The following is a 20,844-nucleotide window of genomic DNA, read 5'->3' as shown; positions in this document are numbered from 1 at the left end:
TGAACCCTTGAAAAAAGAGGTTGATATAGGAAAACTGATTGATAAGTTAATATCGCCTGGATTAGATTGCAGACAAGAAATTATAGATAAATGTCACAGCTTAGGTATCACAAAAGCTAATGCTTTATTTTGGTATGAAGCAAGTGAATTAACACTAAAAAAACCATACAAAGAAAACTATAACGGACTTAAATATATCGGAATATTTAATATTTAAGTTTTATTATTAACATACAAATTATTGATAATAGTTGAGATTATATATAGAAGCCTAAATTATTTTGCTTAGGCTTTTGATTAGAAAATATTTATTATCTGTTTGAATTTATATACAACTATAGTTATTAACCCTCCTCTACTTCAGGCTAAGGACGCTACCAGTACGACAACCTCGACCGACTGGTGAGTAAAAAACATACTCAGCAAGGACAGACCGATTACCACTATGACCGCACCGGCCTAATCGAAAGCTGTCGTAACCAAGCCTATTTGGAAACCTGCAATACGATGCCGAACACCGCCTGACCGAAGTTTGTATCGAAAATTAAACTGTACCGAACGCTACGGCTATGTCTACGATGCCTTAGGCCGACGTATCGAAAAGCACCAGATAGACCGAGCGGGCAAAGCCTGCAACCGTACCCACTTCCTGTGGGACGGGCTGAGAATGATTCAGGAAACCCGTACCGACAGAAGCAAAAGCGTCTATATCTACACGGATGAGAGCGGCGATGAACCCTTAGCCAACCACCGGTACGGAACAAAAAGTGCTGTACTACCACACCGATGTCAATGGTGCCCCAGAAGAACTTACTGATGAAGACGGTCATATTGTATGGGCATGCAGCTATCAGCTGTGGGGCAAACCGATACAGGAAATCGAACACAGCCAGATACAACAGAATCTAAGGTATCAGGGACAATATTTAGACAGAGAAACGGGCTTATATTACAATACTTTCAGTTACTATGACTCGGATATAGGCAGATTTACGCAACCGGATCCGATTGGGTTGTTGGGTGGATTTAATCTGTATCAGTATGCACCTAATGGGTTGACTTGGATTGATCCGTGGGGTTGGAACGGAAAACAAATAGGTACCGAAGATAACCCTTTTAATTCATCGCGTGCAGCGCGACGTGATGCTATGAGGCAAGTAGGTATTCCCACAAGTCAGCAACCAATTAGCCAATCAAAAAATAAGTCAGGACGAGAATATAGTTATATGACATCCAAAAGAATTGGTGGTGGAATAACAATATCTTCTGTCCAAGAACAAACGATGGATATAAGCCATCCAGGTAAACCGCACTGGGAAGCAGGACAGGTTGAAATAAATGATAGAGGAGAACCTATACATAATAGGTATAAAAGACCTCAATTGCGTAATGGAAAAGGTAAAGCATACTATTTGAAATCGAGTAATATATGTAATAGTAAAGGGAAAATGTAAATGAAATTTTCTGAAAATAAGCGCCAATTACTTCATAATAAACGTGAAAAATTATATAGAAAGGCGCAAGGAAAAATATATAAAGACAGTTATTTTAGCAAAATTAGCAAATTTACAAATAAAGAAGTTGTTATTAACAATTTTCTTAGTTTAGAAGAAACTGATATTTTGATTGACAAAATTAATTGCAAAAAAATTTTTTGGATTAAAAAAAAATATAATTGCTCTTATAAAGAAGTCATTGCTTTTATTCAATCGAAAATGAATAATCAGTTTTTTTATTTATTGATTGATACAGAATGGAAGTATTGTGGAGCATATATTGTCATGAATGAGATTGCTGAAGAATATGATTTTGATAAATTAATTTCTGATGAAATAAGAATTTTTCCCAACAACTTATCATTTCAAATTCGAATAGATTATGATTTCAACGAAATAGAATGTGAATATATTTCATATAAATAACTGAATTAATAAACTGTAGCGATAATTTTAAAACGACTACTAAATGTAGACTGCTAAGATTAATAAAAGAAAAAAGTCCAAAATTTCTCTATAAAATAAATATCTATATAGATTTAGTTTTCCAAGTTTTTGGTAAGCATCGATAAAAATTCTCAACACAAAACAAAAAGTGCTGTACTACCACACCGATGTCAATGGAGCCCCGGAAGAACTCACTGATGAAGACGGTCACATTGTATGGGCATGCAGTTATCAGCTGTGGGGCAAACCGATACAGGAAATCGAACACAGCCAGATACAACAGAACCTAAGGTATCAGGGGCAGTATTTAGACAGAGAAACGGGCTTACATTACAATACTTTCAGGTACTATGACCCGGATATAGGCAGATTTACGCAGCCGGACCCGATTGGGTTGCTGGGTGGGTTTAATTTGTATCAGTATGCACCTAATGGGTTGATGTGGATTGACTCTTTAGGGTTAATCAAATGTGGTTTGACAGGAAATGAGGTTAGTAAAGCAAGTAATTTATCTATCATTAAACGCGGTAGCTCAGAATGGAAAATAGCAACTGAAAAAATCAAAGCAGGAGGCAAATCCAATTTTAGAGTAAAAGATAAATTAACTGCTGAACAGTTATTAACAGATGCAAAAGGAAAGTTAGATTACCAGCCTACTTATACAGGAAAACCCTATAAAAAAGGTTATGAACATCATCCAAATGAATCACACACAATAAATGCACCGGATAATGACCTTCCCCATATAAAATGGAAAGATTGGAGTTTAGGTAAAAAATCTGGTGGTACTGGACATATATTTTATGAATAATAAAATTTTTACTATAGATGAAAAAAAATATCCGATTGGTTGGAGATTTAACTCTAAGGATTGCATATTATCTTTTGAAGAAAAAAAGAAGATAATTTTTCTTGATGAAAATGAATCTAGTAGCTTTTGGGATATAATATTTCCATTTGAACATTTAATAAAAATGGAGTCATCATTTTGTTCTATTAAAAAAAAAGTTGATTTAAATTTTGAATATCCAAAAAAATCTTCCCTTTTTTTTGAAAATATATTGAAAGATATATCATTTGTGTTTTTCTTCTGGAGTAAAAAAGCTAGTGCAATTGTCCCAGTAAATATTTTTATAAAGTCATGGAATGATTTTTTTTATCCTAGTGACGAAACAAGTATTCTTTTAATCGCTAATAGAAACCAAATGATATTTTCTTATGAAGAGACATTTTTTTACGTTGATATATTAAATCATGAAAACAAATAGATTGATTAGTTACCAATTTAAAAAACTATATTATTCAATTTAACTTGAGCTAAAACAGAAAATTTAACAAGAGTAGGATAAATAATTCTGCCTTTATATATAAAGATACCATATATACATCATAATATTACTGTAACTTAAAATTATATACATTATCTAAAAGAAATAAATTTCAAACGACCAATTTAACCGAAAAATACTTAATAAAAGTACGTATCGAAAAACACCAGATAGACCGAGCGGGCAAAGCCTGCAACCGTACCCACTTCCTGTGGGACGGGCTGAGAATGATTCAGGAAACCCGTACCGACAGAAGCAAAAGCGTCTATATCTACACGGATGAAAGCGGCTATGAACCCTTAGCCAGAGTAGAGACCACTACCGGTACGGAACAGAAAGTGCTGTACTACCACACCGATGTCAACGGCGCCCCGGAAGAACTCACTGATGAAACCGGTCATATTGTATGGGCATGCAGCTATCAGCTGTGGGGTAAATCTACGCAATTATTAAAATACGCTTAGACAATATAAAAACATCTTAGAAATTGGAAGCACATCAACACATTGAAATGTGTCGTCGCCTACTAATATGTTTAGATTAAAAATGGTGATTAATCCATAAAATATTTGCTCAATAAAAAATACTTGAATTAAAGTGAACTTGAAGTTTTATACTTAATCATCAAAACATTTCAAGATAAAAACCATGAATTTATCATTTAAACAAATCTTTCCACTAGGTGAAGAAAATATTAACTATGCTCAATATTTTATTGGTCAGAGCTATTTAGCTAATCTGGCTGCTATTGATGACGATGTCGATGTAGACGTTAGTAATGTTACTTTCGAGCCCGGCTGCCACAACCATTGGCACAAGCATTTAAATGGCTATCAAATTTTACTTGCTACTGCCGGTCAGGGTTGGTATCAAGAAGCAGGCAAACCGGCACAATTACTTAATCCTGGCGATGTAGTGGTTATTCATGCGGGGGTCAAACATTGGCATGGAGCGACGAAAGATAGTTGGTTCAGTCATGTGGCCATTACCAAAGGTCAAAGCGAATGGCTGGAACCCGTAGCAAGCAGCGATTACAACGCTCTGTAATTTTTAATCTAGAGGAGTACGGCAATGAAAAAACAGACAGCAGGTCATGAACTTTTAGGCGAATTTGCACCTCAGTTTGCTCATTTTAATGATGATGTTTTATTTGGTGAAGTTTGGTCACGAGAACAACAATTGCCAGCACATCAGCGCAGCATGATTACTATTGCAGCATTAATTAGTGCCGGTAATTTCGAGCAATTAAGTGCCCATCTGAATATTGGCAGACAAAATGGCATCACTAAAGATGAAATTGTTGAAATTATTACTCATTTGTCTTTTTATGTGGGCTGGCCGAAGGCCTGGTCTGCATTTAATCTAGCCAAGCAAATTTATCAAGACAATGAAAAGTAATTTGCGCTAAACTTCAAATGTATTCAGGTGTTTGATAATTTTGGATTTTTTCCTTGGTCAAACATAAGCTCAGACACTATAGCTAATTTGCCAGCTAATATTTATATACCTGTCATTTAATCTTAACAAAACAGCAATCGGTGTTTGAGCACTAAACGGAACTAATCAAAGGAGTAAAACATGGCTGTTCAAAATAAAGTAGTCATCATAACCGGTGCATCATCAGGTATTGGCGCAGCAACTGCACGCTTACTAGCTCAAAACGGAGCAAAAGTCGTACTTGCTGCGCGCCGCGAATTACAGCTTCAACAACTACAACAACAGATTACTCAGTCTGGCGGTGAGGCCGTTTATCAAGTTACAGATGTGCGCCAGCCGGAAGAGATGCATGCATTAGTTGAGCTGGCTAAAAAACATTTTCAGGGTGTAGATGTGATATTTAATAACGCCGGTATTATGCCCAACTCCCCTATCAGTGCTCTTCAGACAAACGATTGGAATAATATGATTGATATTAATCTGAAGGGTGTGCTAAATGGAATTGCTGCGGTCATGCCTATTTTCGCGAAACAGAAATCTGGCCATATCATTACTACCTCTTCAATTGCTGGCTTTAAAAGCTTCATGGGCTGTGGTGTTTATGGCGCAACTAAATTTGCTGTACGTAATCTGATGGAAGTTATTCGGCAGGAAAGTGCCACTGAACAAACCAATATCCGTACTACTACTTTGTATCCTGCAGCGATCAACACAGAGCTGTTACAAAGTATTTCTGATGCAAATGTGCTGCAAAGTATGACTCAATTATACAATCAGGTTGGCATCAGCCCTGATGCCATTGCTCGTGCTGTTAACTTTGCCATTGAGCAGCCCGAAGATACTAATATTAGTGAGCTGACTATCTATCCAACTAAACAAGCTTAATCAAATTATCTGGAATACAATATTTGTAGTAAATACGAAAGCAAAAGCTTTATGCTTTTGCTTTTGCTTTTGCTTTTGCTTTTTGTATATCAATTTAATTTGTTACTGCAGAAATCAACAATAATTACTGAATTAGTTTAACTTATTATTTAATAGTGCATTTTACAGATCAATACCATATCAATAAGCTTTTAAAAAGTTTATAGTATTTTTATTACAATTAAATATTTGTTTACTGGTCTCAATGATTTTTTTTGATGTATCAGCTCTTATCATTAATTTATAAATGACATATGCTTTGAAGTTTAAAACATTATACTGAGAAATACTTTCTCATGGTTGAACTTAAGTAATAGAAAAGCCCAAGCAATGCTCGGGCTTAAAACATTTTTTATTACAATCAGATTATTTATCTGATTATATCAATCAATGTTATTTTCGATGAGTGCGCAGGTAATCCAGAGTTTTCAGTTGAGCAATCGCCGCAGCTAAAGCTACATGAGCTTTGGCCAGTGAAACATCATCCTTGGCCTCATGGATACCGGATTCGGCTGCTTTTTTGGCTTCTTCGGCACGCTGCTGATCCATTTCTTCACTGCGAACGGCCACATCTGCCAAAAGCGTAAGCTTATTCGGCTGTACTTCCAGAACACCGCCTGATACTGCTACCAGAATTTCTTCTCTCTGGTCAGGTACGGTCAAACGAAGAGCACCAGGACGCACCAAGCTCATAATGGGTTCATGGCGAGGGTAAATACCTAGCTCACCTTCCAGAGTCGGCACAACAACAAAGCTGGCTTCACCTGAATAGATGTTTTCTTCGTTACTCACCACTTCCACTTGCATGGTACTCATCAAGCGCTCCTTAGTTTAGGGTTTTCGCTTTTTCAGCAGCTTCTTCAATATTGCCTACCATGTAAAAAGCTTGTTCAGGCAGGTGATCGTACTCACCATTCAGAATAGCTTTAAAGCCGGCAATGGTATCACGCAGTGAAACATATTTACCCGGCGCGCCGGTAAACACTTCTGCTACGTGGAATGGCTGTGACAAAAAGCGCTGGATTTTACGTGCGCGGTTTACGGTCAGTTTGTCTTCATCAGACAATTCATCCATACCCAGAATCGCAATGATATCGTTCAACTCTTTGTATTTTTGCAAAGTAGTCTGTACACCACGTGCAACGTCATAATGCTCCTGACCAATTACAGCGGGGTCTAGCTGGCGGGAAGTAGAGTCCAGCGGATCCACTGCCGGATAAATACCTAAAGAAGCAATATCACGGCTTAAAACCACGGTTGCATCCAAGTGGGCAAATGTTGTGGCCGGAGATGGGTCAGTCAGGTCATCCGCAGGTACATATACGGCTTGGATAGAAGTAATGGAACCAGTTTTAGTAGAAGCAATCCGCTCCTGTAGACGACCCATTTCTTCAGCCAGTGTTGGCTGATAACCCACAGCAGACGGCATACGTCCTAGCAAAGCTGATACTTCGGTACCGGCCAGTGTGTAACGGTAAATGTTGTCGATGAACAGCAGTACGTCACGACCTTTACCATTTTCATCTTTTTCATCACGGAAGTATTCCGCCATGGTCAGACCAGTTAAAGCTACACGCAGACGGTTACCAGGTGGTTCGTTCATCTGACCATACACCATGGCCACTTTATCCAGTACGTTGGAGTCTTTCATCTCGTGATAGAAGTCATTACCTTCACGAGTACGTTCTCCTACACCGGCAAACACAGACAAACCACTGTGTGCTTTGGCAATGTTGTTAATCAGTTCCATCATGTTAACGGTTTTACCAACGCCGGCACCACCAAACAAGCCAACTTTACCGCCTTTGGCAAATGGACACAGCAGGTCAATCACCTTGATACCCGTTTCCAGCAATTCAGTTGAGCTGGAAAGCTCATCAAATTTCGGTGCCTGTTGGTGAATGGAGCGGGTAGTACTGGTCTGAATTTCGCCAGCTTCATCCACCGGATGACCCAAAACGTCCATAATCCGACCCAATGTAGCAGTACCAACCGGTACAGTAATCGGTGCGCCGGTATTAACTACGGCCATACCGCGTTTCAGACCATCGGAAGTACCCATAGGGATGGTACGCACGATACCATCACCCAGTAACTGTTCAACTTCAAGAGTCAAATCAGTATCAACCAGTTTAAGAGCGTCATACACATTGGGTATGGAATCATGTGGGAATTCTACGTCCACTACCGCACCAATGATTTGTACGATTTTGCCTTGGCTCATTATCGCATCCTAAGTTTATTTGACCTGTACTGCTTAAACAGCAGCAGCACCGGCCACAATTTCTGACAACTCTGTGGTAATCGCTGCCTGACGCGATTTGTTATACACCAGACGCAATTCTTTAATGGCATTGCTCGCATTATCGGTAGCAGCTTTCATTGCTACCATACGCGCAGCCTGCTCGGCAGCCATATTTTCAGATAAGGCCTGATAAACCACAGACTCTAAATAACGGCGGACTAAAAATTCCAGCACCTGTTGTGGCGAGGGTTCGTATACATATTCCCAGCTGTATTCCTTACTTTCAGATACCTGATCCAGAACATTCTGCCCGATGGGCAGCAGTGTTTCCAGACGCGGTTCCTGACGCATGGTATTGATAAAGCCGGCATAAACCAGATAAATGGCATCCAGTTTACCTTCTGCATAACGCTGAAAAATTTCCGTTAACGGACCCAGCAATGTAGCCACTCTAGGTGTATCACCTAGACCCACAGCACTGGCAATGACATTCAAACCCACTCGGTTACAGGCGGCCAGTCCTTTACTGCCGAGACATACAACTTCGGCCTCAAGCCCCTGCTGATTGCATTTTTGCACTTTACTGAAGAATGCTTTAAGGATATTGGCATTCAGACCACCACATAGTCCTTTATCAGTCGTAATAACAATAAATCCTACTCGCTTACTGTCATTATTACTGCGCAACAGCGGGACGTTGTGATTAGAATGGGTTTGTGCCAGATGGCTCATCACCAGACGAATTTTATCGGCATACGGACGCGCCTGACGCATCCGTTCCTGAGTCTTCCGCATTTTAGAGGTTGACACCATCTGCATCGCTTTAGTGATCTTTTGGGTATTTTGAACACTGCGAATTCGGGTGAGAATCTCTTTTCCTACTGCCATTTCAGACTCCTTTCAATGACACGTTTACGCCTGATAGCCGTAAGACGATTTGAAGGTCTTCATGGCGTTGTCCAATGCTTTGGCATTGTCATCGCTTAATGCACCGGTGGCATCGATGTCCTGTAATACATTTGGACACTGAGTACGCACATAGCCCAAAAATTCTGACTCAAAATTCAATGCCTTGGACACAGGAACATCATCATATGAGCCATTATTGATTGCCCACAGAGTTAGTGCCATTTCACCTGTACTCAACGTGCTGAACTGTTTCTGTTTCATCAGTTCGGTCACAACTTCACCATGACGCAACTGTTTGCGTGTTGCTTCGTCCAAATCAGAAGCAAACTGAGAAAACGCCGCAAGTTCTCGATACTGAGCCAATGCCAGACGAATACCACCACCCAGTTTTTTGATAACTTTAGTCTGAGCAGCTCCACCTACGCGGGATACAGAGATACCAGCATTAATGGCCGGACGAATACCGGAGTTAAACAGGTCGGTTTCTAGGAATATCTGTCCGTCAGTAATGGAAATTACATTGGTCGGTACAAATGCAGACACGTCACCAGCCTGTGTTTCAATAATTGGCAATGCAGTTAATGAACCGGTTTTGCCTTTTACTGCACCTTTGGTCAGCTCTTCTACTTCATGTGCGTTAATACGGGAAGCACGTTCTAGCAGACGTGAGTGCAGATAGAATACGTCACCCGGATAAGCTTCGCGGCCAGGTGGACGGCGCAATAGCAGGGAAATTTGACGATAGGCTACGGCCTGTTTGGACAAGTCATCATAGACAATCAGGGCATCTTCACCATTATCACGGAAGAATTCACCCATACTACAACCAGCATACGGAGCGATATATTGCAGCGCAGCTGCTTCAGAGGCAGTAGCTGCTACAATAATGGTATGATCCATCGCACCATGTTCTTCCAGTTTGCGCACTACGCTAGCAATGGAAGAAGCTTTCTGGCCGATGGCTACATAAATACAGATTACGCCGGTATCTTTCTGGTTAACAATAGCATCCAGAGCCACGGCTGTTTTACCTGTCTGGCGGTCACCGATAATTAATTCACGCTGTCCGCGGCCAATAGGCACCATTGAATCAATGGCTTTCAGACCGGTTTGCATTGGCTGATCAACAGATTGACGTGCAATTACACCCGGAGCAATTTTTTCTACCGGAGCAGTATGTGTAGCATTAATCGGTCCCTTACCATCAATGGGGCGACCCAGTGCATCTACGACGCGGCCTACCAGCTCACGGCCTACTGGCACTTCCAGAATGCGACCAGTACAGGTAACTTCGTCACCTTCTTTAATGTGTTCGGATTCGCCCAGAATCACGGCACCTACAGAATCGCGCTCCAGGTTCATGGCGAGACCAAATGTATTGCCGGGAAACTCGAGCATTTCACCTTGCATCACGTCTGACAAGCCATGTACGCGCACAATCCCGTCAGTTACAGACATTACGGTACCACGGGTACGTAATTCTGTATCTACGTTCAGGTTTGCGATTTTAGCTTTAATCAAATCGCTAATTTCAGCAGGATTAAGCTGCATGAAAACTCTCCTAATTCATCAATGCCGTATGCAGGCTGTTTAATCTACCCTGCACCGACAAATCCAATACTCGGTCACCAACTTCTACTTTTATGCCACCAATTAATTCTGGGGCAACCACCTGATGCGCTTTCAACCGTGTGTTGAAATGGGCTTCCAGATCCACTACTACTTGTGCAAACTGCGCTTTATCAATAGGGTAGGCTGTATATACGGTGGCTTCTTTTATGTCGTTAAGGGACAAAGTATAGTCTTGGAATAACGTATAAATTTCTGGCAAAACTGTTAAGCGTTTGTTCTGCGCCAGCACAAAAATGAAGTTTTTCAAATCTTCTGCGGGCGTAAAATCCACTAAAGACAGGATTTCTTTTGCCTTTTCAGTGTATTCGCATTCCGGCTCATCTATTAGTAACTGCACTTTCGGTTGCAGTATGATTTCAGCCAGTGTTTTCAGTTCGTCCAACCAAGACTCAATCTGATTCTGTTCTTGCGCCAGACTAAACAATGCCTTGGCATAAGGTCTGGCTATGGTTGCGAACTCAGCCATGGGATTACAGCTCCTGTTTCAGGTTCGCCAGTAAATCAGCGTGACGTGAAGGATTAACTTCACTGCGCAGGATAGATTCGGCACCTTTTACAACCAAATCTGCTACCTGCTGCCGCAGCGCTTCACGGGCTCGGTTAGCTTCCTGCTCTACATCAGCTTTTGCCTGAGCCATGATACGGGCAGCTTCTTCGGATGCCTGTGTTTTGGCATCCTCAACAATCTGCGCGGCACGCTTTTCCGCATTGGCCACCATTTCGGAGACCTGACTGCGACCCTCGGCCAAGATATCAGCAACACGTTTTTCCGCCTGAGCAAAATCGTTTTTTCCACGTTCGGCAGCTGCCAAACCTTCGGCAATTTTGTCGGCACGGGCATCAAGTACTTTGACGATGGGTGGCCATACGAATTTCATCGTAAATAGCACAAACATGACAAAAACAAGTACTTGTGCAATTAGGGTTGCGTTGATATTCACGATTAAACCTTTAGAATTTGTGTTTATTAATTAATACAGTTAACAACCAGCAAATCTAAGTTTATCAGCCGCCAATTTTGAGGTAGTACATGAATGAAATGCCCAAAGAAATAATGAACGCAGCATCAATCATACCCATGATAATGAAGAATTTAATCAGCAATGAGTTCATTAATTCCGGCTGACGGGCAGAAGATTCCATGTATTTTGCGCCCAGCATACCGATACCGATAGATGCACCCATGGCAGAAATACCAATCATCAAACCACAAGCGATAGCGATTAAACCACCCATTTACTTCACTCCTTAAATAAAAGAAAAGAATACTACAATAAATAAATTACCCTTAATGGGAATCATGAGCCTGACCCAAATATACGAAGGTCAGCACCATAAAGAGATATGCCTGTAAGGCAATGACCAAAATGTGGAATATGGCCCAAGCCAGACCTGCAATAATCTGGAGAATAAATAAAACTACATCGCTTACACCAGCAGCACCGGACATACCCCAAGCGCCGCCCATCAGGGCGATCACCATAAACAAAATTTCACCGGCATACATATTACCAAACAGTCGCATACCGTGAGATAGAGTTTTGGAAAAAAATTCGATAACGTTTATCAGAAAATTAGGGATGAATAACCAGACTTTGTTACCAAAAGGTGCACTGAATAATTCGTGTATCCAGCCACCCAATCCTTTGATTTTGATATTATAAACAATACACAGAAACAAAACTGATATCGCCATAGCCATGGTGGTGTTCAGATCAGCCGTGGGAACGACGCGGAGAAACGCATGATGGTCACCCGTAGCATGCTGCCATGCCCAAGGCAATAAATCTACAGGTAGCAGATCCATAATATTCATGAACAGAATCCACATGAATACAGTTAAGCCCAAAGGAGCAATGGTTTTTCTGGATTTCTCATTGTGAACCATATCTTTGCAGATACCGCCAACAAATTCAATTAAGAGTTCTACAGCGGCTTGAAAACGGGTAGGCACACCTACTCTCATACGACGAGCAGCTACAAATAGAATAGCTGAGGCGATGATGCCAGTCAGTATGGAAAAAAATAGGGTATCCAGATTCAGAAAGGAAAAATCAACCATATTGGTCTGGTAATCTGGTGATTTCTGAGTGTAATTGATTAAGTGATGGCTAATATATTCGCCCGGAGTCATCTCTGTGCCGCTCATAGTAACAATCTTTTTCTAAATGTGAACAATCCAGCCTGACTGACTAATATAAGCCCAGTCAGGAAAGCAAACCAGTTAACAGCGGAATAGCACACATAAACCAGCAACATCATTAGACAACTCATGAAAATTTTGCTGATTTCGGCCATTAATAGTGTTGCCGGCAATAGCGCCGGTAATTTTTTTGCAGCGATTATGGTTATCAACGCCAGTAAGGTAGGTATCAGGTAACTCAGTCCACCCAATACTGCCGACCAGATAGCAGAATATTTCCATAACCATGCGGACACACAAATTGCGGCAAACAACATGACTGTTTGCCAGAACATGATCCACTTCATTCTGTTACCTTAAAAAACACTGCGGTAAGCTGTCCTAATATAATCAACTAATACTATATCGTCAAGTGATTTTGTGAAATTTTGTTAAATAAATTTTAACTAATTTATTAATTTTTCTATATATTTCTTTAATATTGCCAAATTTGATAACTGAATTAAACAGTTTTGCCACAGTTAATCTGTAATTGCAGGATTTATTCCAGTCCCATTTTTTGTAATATATGACTCAAAGTTTCGGGATTATCAAACTGTAAGATGATACGCCCACTGCGCTGGTTGCGGCTTTGTACTTTCACGGGTACGCCAAAACATTGTTCCAGTGCAGCCTCAATCGATTGAACTTCGCTGCTTTTTTCAGCCGGATGGGGAGTGGCGGTTTCTGGTTTGGCCTGTGCTTGCTGGCAACGGCGCTCCACTTCGCGCACTGACCAGCCATTCTGGGCTGCTTTCTGAGCCAGATCAATCTGCTGGATAACAGGTAAAGTCAATAAAGCACGGGCATGACCCATTTCTAACTGCCGGCTGTACATTAAGTCTTGTACTGGTTGCGGCAGATTGAGTAAGCGCAGACTATTGGAAATACTGCTGCGGCTGCGTCCTACAGCTTTGGCCACTGTTTCATGAGTGAGTCCAAATTCATCTACCAGTCGCTTCAGGCCTTGTGCTTCTTCAATCGGATTGAGATTTTCGCGCTGAATGTTTTCAATGAGTCCCATTGCCAGTGCTGCTTCGTCAGAAATGCTTTTGACGACTACTGGAATTTCCGCCAGTTCGGCTAGACGGGCAGCTCGCCAGCGGCGTTCACCGGCAATCAGCTCATATTGCTGCAGTCCCATTTCCCGTACAATCACTGGCTGAATGACACCTTGCGCGCGTATGGATTCAGCCAGCTCTTGCAATGATTCGTCATCAATTTGAGTACGTGGTTGATAACGTCCGGGAATAATATCGCTAATTGCGACTTTGGTTAAACGGTCGCCACCGGTGATATCACTGCCGGAACCAAGTAGGGCGTCTAGCCCTGCACCCAAACCTTTTGCTTTAACCATGTATCGCTCTTTAATTTATTGGTTGACACTTATTGTTGTGCTGATGTTATTACCATGAAAATGAATAATTCTATGTCTGTTTAGTGGCTGTGCGCTGCAAAATTTCGTCAGCCAGCGCGAGATATGCTTTGGTACCTGTGGCTCGCGGGTCGTACTGCAATGCAGGCATGCCATGACTGGGAGCTTCGGCCAATCGGATATTACGCGGGATAGGGGTACTGAACAGCTGATCAGGAAAATGAGTCATTAACTGTTCATCCACCTGTTTGGCCAGTAGGCTGCGTGGGTCATATAATGTGCGAACAATACCCAGTATTTCGAGCTGAGGGTTGATGGCCTGACGGATTTTACGCACGGTAGCAATAAGATCGGAAATCCCTTCCAGTGCATAATATTCGCATACCATTGGTACTATGATGTGACGTGCAGCTACTAATCCGTTGATGGTTAATAGGGTTAATGTGGGCGGGCAATCAACAATGATGTAATCGTATTTATCGGCCACCTGCGCCAGCGCATTTTTCAAACGCATTTCTCGTGCCAGCTCTTGTACCAGCTCGACTTCAGCACCAGCCAGAGCTCTATTTGCAGGCAGAACATCAAAGCCGCCATGTTGTGCAGTAATTATGGCGTTGTTTATATCTTCATTACCCAACAATACGGCATAGACGCCGTTGGTGACGTTGCCTTTATTGATGCCGCTGCCAGTTGTGGCATTACCCTGCGGGTCGAGGTCAACAATCAATACTGTGGACTTTTTTTCCACCAGTGAGGCTGCCAGATTAACAACGGTGGTAGTTTTCCCCACACCACCCTTCTGATTGGCTACGGCAATAATATGTGCACTCATGCATGCTCTTTCTTGCGGACAATCACCATGTGACGTTCTGCATCCAGATGGGGGACACTGAGTTTGTCCACACGTACCAGCTCAACATTTTCAGGCAAACGTTCGATTTCCTCATACGGATACACGCCTTTCATAGCCGCCCAATATCCACCTTTTGCCATTAGTTGTTTGGTAATGGTGACAAAATCGTTTAATTCGGCAAACGCACGGCTAGTGATTACATCAAACTGTTCACCCACCATGGCTTCTACGCGAGCGGTAATCACTTGTACGTTAGTTAAGCCCAGTTCGATTACTGCCTGTTGCAGAAATGAGGTTTTTTTGCTGTTGGCATCCAGCAAAGCAACAGGCAAATCCGGACGGGAGATAGCTACAGGGATGCCTGGCATACCACCGCCGCTGCCAACATCTATCAGACCACGGGCTTTTTCCACATAGGGCAGTAGCGTCAGGCTATCGAGGATATGATGACTAATAACATCCTGATCATTACGCAACGCGGTGAGGTTGTAAGTGCTGTTCCATTTTTTTAATAGTTCTACAAAAGCAAGCAGTTGTAATTGCTGTGGTACGGTCAGGTTGATATTCATTTGCTGCAAACCTTGTTGCAGCATAGTTTTCATGTCGCTCATGCTGTTTTTGCTCCCTCAAAGCCCCGTTTTAGGTGAACCATCAGTAAAGCAACCGCTGCCGGTGTGATACCGGAAATACGGGACGCCTGTCCTACAGTTTCGGGACGATACTGATTTAATTTTTGTTGTACTTCGGCGGAAAGGCCTTTTACCAATGAGTAATCGATGCTATCTGGCAGTTTCATTTTTTCCAGATTCTGGCGATGGCTGATTTCTTCGTTTTGTCGTTCAATATAACCCTGATATTTTGCCTGAATTTCCACTTGTTCTGCCGCATCACTATTCAGTATTTCCTGTTGTGCATTGGGCAGAGTCATTAAGTCAGCATAGCAAACGTTTGGCCGGCGCAACATGTCCAGCAGGCTGGATTCTTTGCTTAAAGGCTGACCGAGTACGCGTTGTTGCTCAGCTATCGGCAGATTAAGTGGTGTATACCAGACATGGCTCAGGCGTTGGAGTTCGCGTGCGACAGCTTCCTGCTTGTGCTGAAATATTTGCCACTGTTCATCATTCACCAATCCTACGCTGCGCCCCAGCTCGGTAAGCCGCATATCGGCGTTGTCTTCACGCAGTTGTAGGCGGTATTCAGCACGGCTAGTAAACATGCGATAAGGTTCGGTAACGCCTTTAGTAATGAGATCGTCAACGAGTACGCCTAAATAAGCCTGATCACGTTGCAATAATAGGGGTTCAGTTTCTCGGGTATACAATACGGCATTAGCACCGGCAAGTAACCCTTGTGCAGCAGCTTCTTCATAACCAGTTGTCCCGTTGATTTGTCCAGCAAAAAATAGGCCGGAAACAGTTTTGGTTTCAAGACTTGACTTAAGGTTACGAGGGTCAAAATAGTCGTATTCAATGGCGTAACCAGGACGTAAGACATGGGCATTCTGCAAACCGGGCATGGAATGAACCAGTTGCAGTTGGATATCAAACGGCAGGCTGGTGGAAATACCATTAGGGTAATATTCGTGTGTAGTTAGCCCTTCCGGTTCCAGAAAAATTTGGTGACTGTCTTTGTCTGCAAAGCGATTGATTTTATCTTCAATAGACGGACAGTAACGCGGGCCGACGCCTTCAATTTTGCCGGTGAACATCGGGCTACGGTCAAAACCGCTGCGAATAATGTCGTGGGTTGCGCTATTAGTATGGGTAATCCAGCAAGATATCTGTTGTGGGTGCATAGCAAGGTTGCCACGTACAGAAAATACTGGAGCAGGATTGTCTCCTGGCTGTTCCTGCAATTGACTGAAATCAATGCTGCGCCCGTCTATCCGCGGCGGTGTACCGGTTTTCAATCGTCCCTGCGGTAAATTCAAATCTCTGAGACATCCAGATAAGTGTTGTGCTGCGGGGTCTCCGGCACGGCCACCAGCATAATTTTCTAATCCGATGTGAATTTTTCCGGCCAAAAATGTACCCGCAGTCAACACAATAGCGCGGCTGCGAAAGGAAACTCCCATAGAGGTCATAACGCCAACGGCTCGGCCGTTTTCAACAATAATATCTTCTACTTGCTGCTGAAATAATTGCAGGTTAGGCTGGTTTTCCAGCATGGAACGGATGGCCGCTTTATATAGAATGCGATCAGCCTGCGCCCGTGTTGCACGTACTGCCGGCCCTTTTGATGCATTCAGACGTCTGAACTGAATCCCGCTCTTATCTGCTGCCAATGCCATTGCGCCACCCAGTGCATCCAGCTCACGCACCAGATGGCCTTTGCCTATGCCGCCGATAGACGGATTACAAGACATTTGTCCCAGCGTTTCGATATTGTGAGTCAGTAATAATGTGCTTGCACCCATGCGCGCAGCAGCCAGAGCGGCTTCTGTACCTGCATGGCCGCCACCAACCACAATCACATCGTATTCAATCGGATAGTTCATTTTGACAACAGTTGATTCCATAACGTTGTTTTTTCACGGAACAACGCTTAAGCAAAAGTGTATTATTTTACGCGAGCTGCAGCTGTTTGTCAGGCCGATAAATTGATAAACGGATTTTACTTCCAGTAGTTGCCTGCACGGTGCATTGATTTAACGGCTGTGCACAGCCTGCCAAGCCGCATCCAGTCTGGCACCGGCGGCCTGCAATGCTGCATCAGCTTGCTGCCGCTGCACATCGGCCTGATTAAAATCACTTTGCAAGCGGGTAACATTATCCTGTGCATTCTTCAACTGTAGCTGTGCTGACTGCAACTGGGTTTGCAGCTGTAAGGCACGGCTCTGGCTGGCACTTTGCCCAGACAATGCGGCCTGATAGGCTTTCTGTGCGCTGAGCAATTCTACATCTGCTGGAGATTCTGCCCATGCCGATACGGCCAAACCTAAAATTATCCATAAGCTGTATTTTGCTTTCATGCCTGATTACTTTCTATTAGCAAAATTAATGGCTACATACGTGCTGATATTGCTGCTCGGCAGCAGAACCACTGGTGATACCCATCGGACGCAGATCGGTTTCGCCAAAATGATCCTGACGAATCAGCTCACCATGCGCATCCAGCAATTCGACATCAAGCACGCGGAACAATTTGCGGCTGCAGTCTATCTGAGTAGTGCTCAATGCGGTTTTATAGGCTGGTGTGTTGCTGTAATACTGCTGTTTCGGGTCGATAACGGTTTTACGGTCACGAAAGGTTACCATATTACCCTGACGTTTAATGCTGCCGCTATCCAGTGCATATTGAATATTACCGCTGGCTGATACACCCAGCTCAATCCAGCTGCCGCTGGCTTTGGGCACGTTGGTGGTGGTACAGGCAGCCAAAATAGTAGATATAGCCATACTGGCTGTTAGGTGACGGATACTAATGATTTTCATGCTGATTCCTTATAACAGCAATTGGTTGGCTGTCGGAAATAGAGGTAAGTTGCAGTACAATACCCGTTTCAGATTCAGTGTAACAGGTGTTTTGTGACTCATGCCGTGCAAATTCTACACGATGTTTTCGGCTATCCCGAATTTCGCGGGCAACAGGCTGAAATCATCGACACGGTGGCCAGTGGCCATCATGCACTGGTATTAATGCCTACCGGCGCAGGTAAGTCTTTATGTTATCAAATTCCAGCCTTAATGCGCGATGGTGTGGCCATCGTTGTGTCACCGCTGATTGCACTAATGCAGGATCAAGTCACAGCTTTGAATGTAAATGGAATTGCAGCTGCTTGTGTTCACGGTGGTACAAGTGGCGAAGAGATACGGCGTATTGCCGATGATATTGCTTCTGAACACCTGAAATTATTGTATGTAGCACCGGAACGGCTGGTTATGCCACGCTTTTTACAGTTTCTACACCAAACGCCTATCAGTCTGTTTGCTATTGATGAGGCACATTGTGTGAGTCAGTGGGGACATGATTTCCGCCCCGAGTATCAGCAGCTGGCAATACTAGCAGATGAGTTTGCCTTTGTACCACGGATTGCGCTAACGGCTACCGCAGACAGCGCTACCCGTGCTGATATTCAGCATTATCTGGCTTTAAATGATGCACGCCTTTTTGTTTCCAGCTTTAATCGTCCCAACATTGATTATCAGGTTGTGGAAAAAAACAATGGCAAAAAACAGCTATTACAGTTTATCCGCAGCCAGATGCCGGGGGAAAATGGCATTGTTTACTGTCTCTCGCGCAAGCGAGTGGAAGATATTGCTGCTTTTCTGACAGAAAACGGTCTGACCGCTCTGCCCTATCATGCCGGACTGGACTGGGAGACCCGCAGCCACAACCAACGCCGTTTTACACAGGAAGATGGCATTATTGTGGTGGCGACAGTGGCTTTTGGAATGGGTATCGATAAACCTGATGTGCGTTTTGTCGCCCATTTGGATATGCCAGCCAGTATTGAACATTTTTATCAGGAATCGGGCCGCGCTGGCCGTGATGGCCTGCCTGCTACCAGCTGGCTGTGTTATGGCCTGAATGACTGGGTATTACTGCGTGAGCGGATTCAGCTGGCTGAGCGTGATGAAGCGCAAAAACTCATTGATTTGCAAAAACTGGATGCGATGCTGGCTTTCTGTGAAACGGCCGATTGCCGACGCCAGCTGTTATTGCGCTATTTTGGCGAAGACAGCCAGCCATGCGGCCATTGTGACAACTGTACTGACCCACCAACTCGTTTTGACGGTACTGTATTGGCGCAAAAGCTGCTGTCCTGTGTGTATCGAGTGGGACAGCGTTTTGCCACCGGCCATGTGATTGATGTGTTACGTGGGCGTGAATCAGAATGGGTTTTACGCTTTGGCCATCAGCAGTTATCCACTTTTGGAATCGGCAATAAACTGACTGTTAAGGAATGGCGTACGGTGGTACGGCAATGTGTTGCTGCTGGTTACCTAAATGTGGATATAGCCAATCAGGCATTACAGTTAACGGAACAAGCACGCGCGGTACTGAAGAATGAACAACAGGTGTGGCTTCGTCCACTTAAGCATGACAAAATCCGCAGCAGCCGTAATAATGACACATGGCTGCGTACAGAACGTGAAGAGCGTCTGTGGCAAAACCTGCGCCGCTGGCGCAAAGAACGTGCCAGTGAAAATAACGTCCCTGCTTACACCATTTTTGCTGACCGCACCTTGCAGGATCTGGTACGGCATCCTCCGGCAACAATGGCAGATTTAAACCAGATTTATGGACTGGGAGAAAGTAAAATCAGGAATTTTGGTGCTGACATACTTTCCATATGTCGCGAATGGGCACAAATATAGTTCATTCATGAGTACCACCGAACTCACGGTTAAATATCGCTGTTTATACTATCCACCTTCTCTCATACGTTCATCATTCTACCTTTAGTATCTTATCCATATACGAATGTTCGATATTTATGAACTTGACGAGATCGGTGTTTATTTCCTCAATATCTTTTACGCATTAATCGTTGTTTTTTTAATTTGATTATCCGCAGTAATTTCACCTTGCATCCGCCAGCACGCTTTTGGCTTCGTTTAATGCCTATCTGCAACTTAACTGAACAGAATAGTTCTATCACCATTATCTGATTGTTACCCTATCATTTCATTCTTTCTTGGCAGTCTTTTACTTTTTTTAAAGCACTCACGCATCCGACCGGCTGATTCGTGCGCCAATATCCCATAGCTGCAACAACAACTTGAATCACTTTTTCTGCTCGATATCTAGGTACTTTATCCTAGGCCTCTTTCATTATGCAAGAAATGACTATTTTTTACACAGCACTTTCATTTTTCTAAATATATGATTTTTATAAATTAAAAATCAATGTCAACCTTATTTGATGCGCTATATCAAATAACAGTAAAAAATGATGCTTTATTGAACATACCAATCCCATATATAGTAAAAAAAGTGTCTATAAATAAAATTTAATACTAAATATAGTATTTTAAAGTTTATACATTTCAACAGGCCCAATTGTTATACC

At 42.8% G+C, this 20,844-nt stretch carries 26 protein-coding genes and 1 pseudogene; 12 read left to right on the top strand and 15 right to left on the bottom strand.

Annotated features, from left to right (window positions below):
- The 11 genes and pseudogenes from ACQP6D_RS08060 to ACQP6D_RS08010 all read left to right on the top strand — a co-directional run.
- A pseudogene (locus tag ACQP6D_RS08060) lies at positions 1-217 on the top strand (hypothetical protein); the annotation flags it as partial.
- Positions 218-402: 185 nt separating this feature from the next.
- A complete protein-coding gene (locus ACQP6D_RS08055) occupies positions 403-525 on the top strand; it encodes a hypothetical protein (protein WP_427857888.1) in 123 nt (40 codons plus the stop codon).
- 7 nt (positions 526-532) lie between these two features.
- A complete protein-coding gene (locus ACQP6D_RS08050; protein ID WP_427857887.1) occupies positions 533-817 on the top strand; it encodes a hypothetical protein in 285 nt (94 codons plus the stop codon).
- Positions 768-1,454 carry an RHS repeat domain-containing protein gene (locus ACQP6D_RS08045; protein WP_427857886.1) on the top strand — a complete coding sequence of 229 codons (687 nt, stop codon included), beginning with the start codon at positions 768-770 and terminating at the stop codon, positions 1,452-1,454. The genes ACQP6D_RS08050 and ACQP6D_RS08045 overlap by 50 nt, the downstream gene beginning before the upstream one ends.
- Positions 1,455-1,922, top strand: a complete 468-nt coding sequence (locus ACQP6D_RS08040) for a hypothetical protein (protein WP_427857885.1) — start codon at positions 1,455-1,457, stop codon at positions 1,920-1,922.
- A 169-nt stretch (positions 1,923-2,091) separates the two neighbouring features.
- Positions 2,092-2,754 (top strand): RHS repeat domain-containing protein, encoded by a 663-nt coding sequence (locus ACQP6D_RS08035; protein ID WP_427857884.1) that lies wholly within the window; start codon positions 2,092-2,094, stop codon positions 2,752-2,754.
- Positions 2,747-3,211, top strand: coding sequence for a hypothetical protein (locus ACQP6D_RS08030; protein ID WP_427857883.1), 465 nt, complete (start codon positions 2,747-2,749; stop codon positions 3,209-3,211). The genes ACQP6D_RS08035 and ACQP6D_RS08030 overlap by 8 nt, the downstream gene beginning before the upstream one ends.
- Before the next feature lie 287 nt (positions 3,212-3,498).
- Positions 3,499-3,735, top strand: a complete 237-nt coding sequence (locus ACQP6D_RS08025) for an RHS domain-containing protein (RefSeq protein ID WP_427857882.1) — start codon at positions 3,499-3,501, stop codon at positions 3,733-3,735.
- A gap of 184 nt (positions 3,736-3,919) precedes the next feature.
- The gene (locus ACQP6D_RS08020; protein ID WP_427857881.1) at positions 3,920-4,318 is read left to right on the top strand and encodes a cupin domain-containing protein; all 399 of its coding nucleotides are present in this window, start codon (positions 3,920-3,922) and stop codon (positions 4,316-4,318) included.
- Positions 4,319-4,342: 24 nt separating this feature from the next.
- A complete protein-coding gene (locus ACQP6D_RS08015; RefSeq protein ID WP_267408579.1) occupies positions 4,343-4,669 on the top strand; it encodes a carboxymuconolactone decarboxylase family protein in 327 nt (108 codons plus the stop codon).
- A 180-nt stretch (positions 4,670-4,849) separates the two neighbouring features.
- Entirely contained in the window at positions 4,850-5,593 is a 744-nt protein-coding gene (locus ACQP6D_RS08010) for an SDR family oxidoreductase (RefSeq protein WP_427857880.1), read from the top strand.
- A gap of 432 nt (positions 5,594-6,025) precedes the next feature.
- Here ACQP6D_RS08010 and ACQP6D_RS08005 read toward each other — a convergent pair whose 3' ends face one another.
- The 15 genes from ACQP6D_RS08005 to ACQP6D_RS07935 all read right to left on the bottom strand — a co-directional run bounded on the left by ACQP6D_RS08005 (position 6,026) and on the right by ACQP6D_RS07935 (position 18,262).
- Positions 6,026-6,448 carry a F0F1 ATP synthase subunit epsilon gene (locus ACQP6D_RS08005; RefSeq protein ID WP_427857879.1) on the bottom strand — a complete coding sequence of 141 codons (423 nt, stop codon included), beginning with the start codon at positions 6,446-6,448 and terminating at the stop codon, positions 6,026-6,028.
- A gap of 10 nt (positions 6,449-6,458) precedes the next feature.
- Positions 6,459-7,856 (bottom strand): F0F1 ATP synthase subunit beta, encoded by a 1,398-nt coding sequence (gene atpD, locus ACQP6D_RS08000; RefSeq protein WP_100100496.1) that lies wholly within the window; start codon positions 7,854-7,856, stop codon positions 6,459-6,461.
- Between the two features lie 33 nt (positions 7,857-7,889).
- Positions 7,890-8,765: a F0F1 ATP synthase subunit gamma gene (gene atpG / locus ACQP6D_RS07995; protein ID WP_427857878.1), complete on the bottom strand. Its 876-nt coding sequence runs from the start codon at positions 8,763-8,765 to the stop codon at positions 7,890-7,892.
- A gap of 24 nt (positions 8,766-8,789) precedes the next feature.
- Positions 8,790-10,337: a F0F1 ATP synthase subunit alpha gene (atpA, locus tag ACQP6D_RS07990; RefSeq protein WP_100151587.1), complete on the bottom strand. Its 1,548-nt coding sequence runs from the start codon at positions 10,335-10,337 to the stop codon at positions 8,790-8,792.
- A gap of 10 nt (positions 10,338-10,347) precedes the next feature.
- Complete coding sequence (locus ACQP6D_RS07985; RefSeq protein WP_427857877.1) at positions 10,348-10,884, bottom strand: F0F1 ATP synthase subunit delta; 537 nt, start codon at positions 10,882-10,884, stop codon at positions 10,348-10,350.
- Between the two features lie 4 nt (positions 10,885-10,888).
- Entirely contained in the window at positions 10,889-11,359 is a 471-nt protein-coding gene (locus ACQP6D_RS07980; protein WP_025331626.1) for a F0F1 ATP synthase subunit B, read from the bottom strand.
- Between the two features lie 64 nt (positions 11,360-11,423).
- Entirely contained in the window at positions 11,424-11,654 is a 231-nt protein-coding gene (gene atpE, locus ACQP6D_RS07975) for a F0F1 ATP synthase subunit C (protein WP_427857876.1), read from the bottom strand.
- Positions 11,655-11,706: 52 nt separating this feature from the next.
- Positions 11,707-12,567 carry a F0F1 ATP synthase subunit A gene (atpB, locus tag ACQP6D_RS07970; protein ID WP_427857875.1) on the bottom strand — a complete coding sequence of 287 codons (861 nt, stop codon included), beginning with the start codon at positions 12,565-12,567 and terminating at the stop codon, positions 11,707-11,709.
- Positions 12,564-12,908: an ATP synthase subunit I gene (locus ACQP6D_RS07965; RefSeq protein ID WP_427857874.1), complete on the bottom strand. Its 345-nt coding sequence runs from the start codon at positions 12,906-12,908 to the stop codon at positions 12,564-12,566. The genes atpB and ACQP6D_RS07965 overlap by 4 nt, the downstream gene beginning before the upstream one ends.
- 194 nt (positions 12,909-13,102) lie before the next feature.
- Entirely contained in the window at positions 13,103-13,957 is an 855-nt protein-coding gene (locus tag ACQP6D_RS07960; protein ID WP_427857873.1) for a ParB/RepB/Spo0J family partition protein, read from the bottom strand.
- Positions 13,958-14,027: 70 nt separating this feature from the next.
- Positions 14,028-14,807 carry a ParA family protein gene (locus ACQP6D_RS07955; RefSeq protein ID WP_427857872.1) on the bottom strand — a complete coding sequence of 260 codons (780 nt, stop codon included), beginning with the start codon at positions 14,805-14,807 and terminating at the stop codon, positions 14,028-14,030.
- Positions 14,804-15,439: a 16S rRNA (guanine(527)-N(7))-methyltransferase RsmG gene (gene rsmG, locus ACQP6D_RS07950; protein WP_100141179.1), complete on the bottom strand. Its 636-nt coding sequence runs from the start codon at positions 15,437-15,439 to the stop codon at positions 14,804-14,806. Before rsmG ends, ACQP6D_RS07955 begins: the two co-directional genes overlap by 4 nt.
- Entirely contained in the window at positions 15,436-17,346 is a 1,911-nt protein-coding gene (gene mnmG, locus ACQP6D_RS07945) for a tRNA uridine-5-carboxymethylaminomethyl(34) synthesis enzyme MnmG (RefSeq protein WP_427857870.1), read from the bottom strand. The genes rsmG and mnmG overlap by 4 nt, the downstream gene beginning before the upstream one ends.
- 129 nt (positions 17,347-17,475) lie before the next feature.
- Positions 17,476-17,799 (bottom strand): hypothetical protein, encoded by a 324-nt coding sequence (locus tag ACQP6D_RS07940; RefSeq protein ID WP_100141177.1) that lies wholly within the window; start codon positions 17,797-17,799, stop codon positions 17,476-17,478.
- Positions 17,800-17,824: 25 nt separating this feature from the next.
- Positions 17,825-18,262: a surface-adhesin E family protein gene (locus ACQP6D_RS07935; RefSeq protein ID WP_100141176.1), complete on the bottom strand. Its 438-nt coding sequence runs from the start codon at positions 18,260-18,262 to the stop codon at positions 17,825-17,827.
- Positions 18,263-18,355: 93 nt separating this feature from the next.
- On the opposite strand from ACQP6D_RS07935, the gene recQ reads away from it, so the two are divergent.
- The gene (gene recQ / locus ACQP6D_RS07930; RefSeq protein ID WP_427857869.1) at positions 18,356-20,149 is read left to right on the top strand and encodes a DNA helicase RecQ; all 1,794 of its coding nucleotides are present in this window, start codon (positions 18,356-18,358) and stop codon (positions 20,147-20,149) included.
- Positions 20,150-20,844 lie beyond the last annotated feature (695 nt).

It is taken from the genome of Snodgrassella sp. CS2 (assembly GCF_050310315.1).
Taxonomy (GTDB): domain Bacteria; phylum Pseudomonadota; class Gammaproteobacteria; order Burkholderiales; family Neisseriaceae; genus Snodgrassella; species Snodgrassella alvi_E.
The sequence above is the reverse complement of the archived record's forward strand: the minus strand, read 5'-3'. Positions and strand labels throughout refer to the sequence as shown.

Coding starts and splice junctions, on each gene's coding strand:
- ACQP6D_RS08040 (WP_427857885.1), top strand. CDS start 1,455: ATGAAATTTTCTGAAAATAAGCGCCAATTACTTCATAATAAACGTGAA.
- ACQP6D_RS08015 (WP_267408579.1), top strand. CDS start 4,343: ATGAAAAAACAGACAGCAGGTCATGAACTTTTAGGCGAATTTGCACCT.
- ACQP6D_RS07985 (WP_427857877.1), bottom strand. CDS start 10,884: ATGGCTGAGTTCGCAACCATAGCCAGACCTTATGCCAAGGCATTGTTT.
- atpD (WP_100100496.1), bottom strand. CDS start 7,856: ATGAGCCAAGGCAAAATCGTACAAATCATTGGTGCGGTAGTGGACGTA.
- ACQP6D_RS07960 (WP_427857873.1), bottom strand. CDS start 13,957: ATGGTTAAAGCAAAAGGTTTGGGTGCAGGGCTAGACGCCCTACTTGGT.
- ACQP6D_RS07955 (WP_427857872.1), bottom strand. CDS start 14,807: ATGAGTGCACATATTATTGCCGTAGCCAATCAGAAGGGTGGTGTGGGG.
- atpB (WP_427857875.1), bottom strand. CDS start 12,567: ATGAGCGGCACAGAGATGACTCCGGGCGAATATATTAGCCATCACTTA.
- ACQP6D_RS08010 (WP_427857880.1), top strand. CDS start 4,850: ATGGCTGTTCAAAATAAAGTAGTCATCATAACCGGTGCATCATCAGGT.
- rsmG (WP_100141179.1), bottom strand. CDS start 15,439: ATGAGCGACATGAAAACTATGCTGCAACAAGGTTTGCAGCAAATGAAT.
- ACQP6D_RS07940 (WP_100141177.1), bottom strand. CDS start 17,799: ATGAAAGCAAAATACAGCTTATGGATAATTTTAGGTTTGGCCGTATCG.
- ACQP6D_RS08005 (WP_427857879.1), bottom strand. CDS start 6,448: ATGAGTACCATGCAAGTGGAAGTGGTGAGTAACGAAGAAAACATCTAT.
- atpE (WP_427857876.1), bottom strand. CDS start 11,654: ATGGGTGGTTTAATCGCTATCGCTTGTGGTTTGATGATTGGTATTTCT.
- atpG (WP_427857878.1), bottom strand. CDS start 8,765: ATGGCAGTAGGAAAAGAGATTCTCACCCGAATTCGCAGTGTTCAAAAT.
- ACQP6D_RS08020 (WP_427857881.1), top strand. CDS start 3,920: ATGAATTTATCATTTAAACAAATCTTTCCACTAGGTGAAGAAAATATT.
- mnmG (WP_427857870.1), bottom strand. CDS start 17,346: ATGGAATCAACTGTTGTCAAAATGAACTATCCGATTGAATACGATGTG.
- ACQP6D_RS07935 (WP_100141176.1), bottom strand. CDS start 18,262: ATGAAAATCATTAGTATCCGTCACCTAACAGCCAGTATGGCTATATCT.
- ACQP6D_RS08025 (WP_427857882.1), top strand. CDS start 3,499: ATGATTCAGGAAACCCGTACCGACAGAAGCAAAAGCGTCTATATCTAC.
- atpA (WP_100151587.1), bottom strand. CDS start 10,337: ATGCAGCTTAATCCTGCTGAAATTAGCGATTTGATTAAAGCTAAAATC.
- ACQP6D_RS07965 (WP_427857874.1), bottom strand. CDS start 12,908: ATGAAGTGGATCATGTTCTGGCAAACAGTCATGTTGTTTGCCGCAATT.
- ACQP6D_RS08030 (WP_427857883.1), top strand. CDS start 2,747: ATGAATAATAAAATTTTTACTATAGATGAAAAAAAATATCCGATTGGT.